The sequence below is a fragment of the Nitrospiria bacterium genome (assembly GCA_036397255.1).
GTDB lineage: Bacteria > Nitrospirota > Nitrospiria > DASWJH01 > DASWJH01 > DASWJH01.
Map to the genome: position 1 here is coordinate 1 of DASWJH010000031.1, position 4,692 is coordinate 4,692.

Here is a 4,692-nt window from a genome sequence, read left to right on the forward strand (position 1 = left end):
GAGACTTTATATGCCTGACGCGACGAGAAGTCAACAACCAAAACTCCTCGATGAAGTCCGAAAGGTGCTCCGTCTACACCACTACTCCATTCACACCGAGCGATCCTATGTGGATTGGATTCTACGGTTCGTCCGTTTCCACCGCATGCGGTCGCGTGAGGACCTCCTCCCCGCCGAACCGAAAATCGAGTCGTTCCTGACCGACTTGGCCGTGCACGGAAACGTCGCCCCCGCGACCCAGAACCAGGCGATGAACGCCCTGGTGTTCCTCTACAAGCGCGTCCTCAACCATGCTTTGCCGGGCAGCATCAATGCCGTCCGTGCAGACAAGAAGATCAACGTCCCCGTTGTCATGACACGCGAAGAAGTCGCCGCCGTGATCTCGCTCATGGACGGAACCGCTCAAGTGGTCGCCAAGCTCCTCTACGGGAGCGGGCTGCGCATCATGGAAGCGGTCCGGCTCAGGGTCAAGGACATCGACTATCAGATGAAGCAACTGACCGTCCGTTCGGGCAAGGGGGACAAAGACCGGTTCACCACCTTTCCCGTCACCCTTACGCCTTTGCTCCAGAACCATCTCGCCGGGGTCAAGACGTTGCATCAGCAGGATGCGGCTCAGGGGCATGGCGAGGTGTACCTCCCTCATGCTCTGGCTCGGAAACACCCCAGTGCCGCCAAGGAATGGGGCTGGCAGTATGTCTTTCCTGCCCGGAATCTCTCCGTTGACCCACGTTCCGACATCACCCGTCGCCATCACGTTGACCCCAGCGTCATCAACAAGGCCATCAAGGGAGCGGTTCGTCGTGCCGGTCTGACGAAGCAAATCAGCGCACATGCCTTTCGTCATTCCTTCGCCACCCACCTGCTTCAACGCGGAACCGACATCCGTACCATTCAGCAACTGCTCGGGCACAACGATGTTTCCACCACCATGATCTACACCCACATCCTTCAGCAGGGTGGCCAGGGCGTTCCGAGTCCCTTGGACGATCTCGGCGTTTGATCTTTATCCTTTCCTACCCGTCTCACCATTTTATTTAGGGACCGGGGTCGGATCAAGCTAAGTTGTTGAAAGATAATCATTTCCTTTCCAATTAAAGGTATTTTCGACCCTTAGAAGGCTCTTTTTAGCCGGTAAATGCCCTGAATAAGAAGGGTTCACCTCCCGTAGTTCAAAATGATCCTTCTCCATAATTAAATACCTGAAGGCCAAAGCGTTTTTTTGCTTCAAACAACCAGTCCATCCAACAGTCCCGGTCCTTTGAAAATTTCAGTAGAAACTCTATATTGGTGACATCGGTGGGTGATATACCATACCGTATGGGGAACGTAATGCCGATTTGCTCCGGCCATTTTTCTCTTAAACCCATGTTTTCATCACCTAAAACACCTGTTTAAGCCCCAAAAACCACATTTAAATGAATCTTTTCTCCTTCTTTTCAATCCTTAATCATGGTCCGACCCCAGGCCTCGAAATCAGTCAAAAACTGATCCGATCCCTGAATGATCTTTCCCTGATTCCTCAACCCATTCTAGATGGATAAAAAACTGGGGGAGAGCAAATATATTTTGGGGGTTGACAATCACCAATAAAATTTGATTAATAAAGGCAAATTTTGTCCCTCATAAAAAAAAGACAAAGGTGCTGATGACCATAAAATTTTTTCAAAACCCAGCGACTAAGGAGGTTCTAAATTGAAAACGTTCCAGGGGATGTTTGTCATGATAGTGGTTTTCGTGGGAATTTTCCCTTTTGCCGCATTTGCGAGTTCATCCAATGATACAGGTGAACCTATTTTATCTCTTCGGGGAGGAATGGTAAAAATTGGGGGGGAGTTAGAGCTTGAATTTGTTAAATCGGAAAGCAATTCCAATCCAAGTAGTAACCCCAGCATTACTTATGACAACAACCCCAATGCAAGGATGAGCATTGATAAATTTGTTCTGTCACCGGAAGTCCACCTCTCAGAACAAATGATGTTTCGGGCGGATATTGAGGCGGAGGGAGCGGGAAAAATTAAGGTAGATGAAGCCTGGGTTCAATATAACGGACTTCCCCTCAACACCTGGATGACCGTCGGCCTTAAAGACATTTTCATGAAACCCCATCGTAAAACCGAGGCTTACCCCATTCTTGGTTATGCTTTTTGGCAGGATGAAGATCTTGGGATCTTTCTCGGTGGAGAACATGAAATGGTTTACTGGAGACTTTCTATCAGCAATTCGCGCCGGCTGGCGGACCGCAGAATCCAGGAAGACGATGTTTTTCCAATTACAACGGATGATGATGACAATGTAGAGAAAAACGGAAACAAACAGATGGGCTTAGGAATCGGAATTGACCTACCCATTAAAGAAAATCACAAAATCGATATTCTACCTTTTTATTACCATTCTCGATTAAGTGGAAATGACGTTTCCTACCTTCAAGGAATTTCGACCTACGGATCCTCCGTTGGGAAGAAGAAGCAAGAAAGATATGGATTTAATTTTGAATACCTGTTAGATGCTTTTACTCTTTTCGCCCAGGTCATGAGGACCACCGATGGAATCATGGACCGGGACGGTTGGTATATCCAGCCTTCCTATAAAATCAAGTGCAAAGAACGGAAGAGCTTTAAGGCCTTTGAATTCCTTCTCCGTTATGAGGAATACAATGTGGACCTAACCAAAGATCCCACGGATTCACGAACTTGGGACCGAGAAACCATTACCTTGGCTATTCTAACGGATGTGGTCAAAAACACAAAGTTAAAGACTGAATATTACTTCAATGATGAGTCCACCGGAGGGAGCGGGGTAAATAACAATGAATTTCTTGTGCAATTGGAGGTGAAATTCTAACCCCCGGCTCAATTTATCATTTAAGGGTCCTTTTGCTGGGGAAAATCGGAATTCCAATGATTCTTTGAATTTCCCCCTTTTTCTGTGTTATATTAACGGGGTTTATGAAAACGGATCCAAATTCAAAATTGACGGTTGAATGCCCTTGTTGTGAGGCCAAACTTCTGGTGGATTCGGGAACAGGTGACATCCTATGGCACGAGGCAAAAGAAAAACCTAAGGAAAAACGCTCCTTGGGGGAAATGGTAAAAAATCTGGATGCCCACCGAAAAGAAACAGAAGAAAAATTTGAAAGGGAAAAACAGGCCTTAAAAGACCGCTCCAGAATTTTAGAAGAAAAGGTTAAAGAATCAATGAAAAGGGTTGATAAAGAAGGTCCTCCCCCTATTCGACCCATCGATTTTGATTAAACTCCCCACCCTTCTTCACAGATTCGCTGTTAATTCGTCAATCAAAGGAATCACTGCGTAGGTTAGCCCTTTTTCATTCCGTTTAGGCATCCGCAATAAATCAATTGGCCCAATAAAACCCTGCTCCTGATAAAGCTTTCCAAGCCAAATCAGCCGTTCCCCGACCCGATGCCGGCGAACCGCATCATTGATTTCGTTGATGGGAACATGAAACTGTGAAGACACTTCCGAAGGGTCTTTTCCGTTTTCCAACGCTTTTAAAATTTTCTCCCAGCGCTTTGCTTTTTTGTGGGCTTCGGTAAAATCAAGAAAAATTTCATCTCCCTCCACATAAATCTCATAGCGTTTAACACAGACCGATGCATCGGATTCTTGCTGACCGGTTCTCACATCAAATTTCCATAAATGCCAGGGGCATACGACCCAATGGCCTTCCAACCTACCGCGTTCCAGAGGACCCCCTTCATGGGGACAAACTGCATCCAGAGCAAAAAATTTCCCCTTCACATTATAAACAGCAATATTTTTTCCATCTTTTTCAATTCCCAAACTGGTTCCTGGGAGAAAGTGGCTCACCTTTCCCACAGGAAATAAAACCCGCCTCATTGGTATAACCTCCTTTCATTAGCTTCCAACATAAAACCCCTTCATTTATTTTAATAAAACCTTCCCTTGATTTTCACTTTTTCCCTGGTTATAAATGATTTCAAAATTTTTTAGGTCAAAATCGAAAAGAGGAGTCACCCATGAAATCCTATCGGCAAGAATTATGGTTTAATACCCCATCAAGGAGAAATTATATTAACATTACCAACCAAGTGGAAGACATCATTAAAAAGAGTGGGATACAAGAAGGACTTTGCTTGGTCAATGCCATGCACATTACCGCCAGTGTCTACATTAATGATGATGAATCCGGGCTTATTCAGGATTACGATGATTTTTTAGAAAAACTCGCTCCCCATGAGCCGATCTCTCAATACCGGCACAACAATACAGGGGAAGACAATGGAGATGCTCACATCAAAAGACAACTGATGGGAAGGGAGGTGGTGGTGGCTATTTCCAACGGAAGCCTTGATTTTGGCCCTTGGGAGCAGATTTTTTACGCGGAGTTTGACGGGCGAAGGAAAAAAAGAGTTTTGGTAAAGGTCGTAGGAGAGTAAAATTGGCAAAAACACAGGGATGTACCTATGACTATTTTAAATTGCAGGAAAAATTCTCTTCCTATTTTTCCTGCAATTTGATATTTTTACCAAAATAAATACAGGGAGGAAAATTTGATGGAATATCGGACGCTGGGGCGAACAGGCCTTAAGGTTTCAGAAATAGGGTTTGGGGCATGGGGAATCGGAAAAACCTGGTGGGGCCCTGCGGATGATCGGGAGTCGCTTAAAGCGCTAACCCGGGCCATGGAGTGCGGCATTAATTTTTTTGA

General features: G+C 45.6%; 6 protein-coding genes and 1 pseudogene. 5 read left to right on the top strand and 2 right to left on the bottom strand.

The features are described from left to right. Positions 1–10 precede the first annotated feature (10 nt). Positions 11–1,003, top strand: a complete 993-nt coding sequence (locus VGB26_04225) for an integron integrase (protein ID HEX9756990.1) — start codon at positions 11–13, stop codon at positions 1,001–1,003. A 187-nt stretch (positions 1,004–1,190) separates the two neighbouring features. Here VGB26_04225 and VGB26_04230 read toward each other — a convergent pair. Further along, positions 1,191–1,353 (bottom strand): annotated as a pseudogene (locus tag VGB26_04230) (transposase). A 342-nt stretch (positions 1,354–1,695) separates the two neighbouring features. Here VGB26_04230 and VGB26_04235 point away from each other — a divergent pair. Together VGB26_04235 and VGB26_04240 are read left to right on the top strand one after the other, a co-directional pair. Continuing rightward, positions 1,696–2,844, top strand: a complete 1,149-nt coding sequence (locus tag VGB26_04235) for a hypothetical protein (GenBank protein HEX9756991.1) — start codon at positions 1,696–1,698, stop codon at positions 2,842–2,844. Positions 2,845–2,948: 104 nt separating this feature from the next. After that, positions 2,949–3,254: a 2-nitropropane dioxygenase gene (locus tag VGB26_04240; protein ID HEX9756992.1), complete on the top strand. Its 306-nt coding sequence runs from the start codon at positions 2,949–2,951 to the stop codon at positions 3,252–3,254. A 15-nt stretch (positions 3,255–3,269) separates the two neighbouring features. Here the strand turns inward: VGB26_04240 and VGB26_04245 are convergent, their stop codons facing one another. Further along, entirely contained in the window at positions 3,270–3,860 is a 591-nt protein-coding gene (locus VGB26_04245) for a Rieske (2Fe-2S) protein (protein ID HEX9756993.1), read from the bottom strand. Between the two features lie 140 nt (positions 3,861–4,000). Between VGB26_04245 and VGB26_04250 the strand changes: the two genes are divergently transcribed. Then, complete coding sequence (locus tag VGB26_04250; protein HEX9756994.1) at positions 4,001–4,420, top strand: secondary thiamine-phosphate synthase enzyme YjbQ; 420 nt, start codon at positions 4,001–4,003, stop codon at positions 4,418–4,420. Between the two features lie 117 nt (positions 4,421–4,537). Further along, positions 4,538–4,692: aldo/keto reductase (locus tag VGB26_04255; protein HEX9756995.1), on the top strand; the 155-nt coding region annotated here is incomplete at its 3' end.

Excerpts from the sequence above, each read along its gene's own strand:
- VGB26_04245 (HEX9756993.1), bottom strand. The coding sequence starts at position 3,860 with ATGAGGCGGGTTTTATTTCCTGTGGGAAAGGTGAGCCACTTTCTCCCA.
- VGB26_04250 (HEX9756994.1), top strand. The coding sequence starts at position 4,001 with ATGAAATCCTATCGGCAAGAATTATGGTTTAATACCCCATCAAGGAGA.
- VGB26_04225 (HEX9756990.1), top strand. The coding sequence starts at position 11 with ATGCCTGACGCGACGAGAAGTCAACAACCAAAACTCCTCGATGAAGTC.
- VGB26_04240 (HEX9756992.1), top strand. The coding sequence starts at position 2,949 with ATGAAAACGGATCCAAATTCAAAATTGACGGTTGAATGCCCTTGTTGT.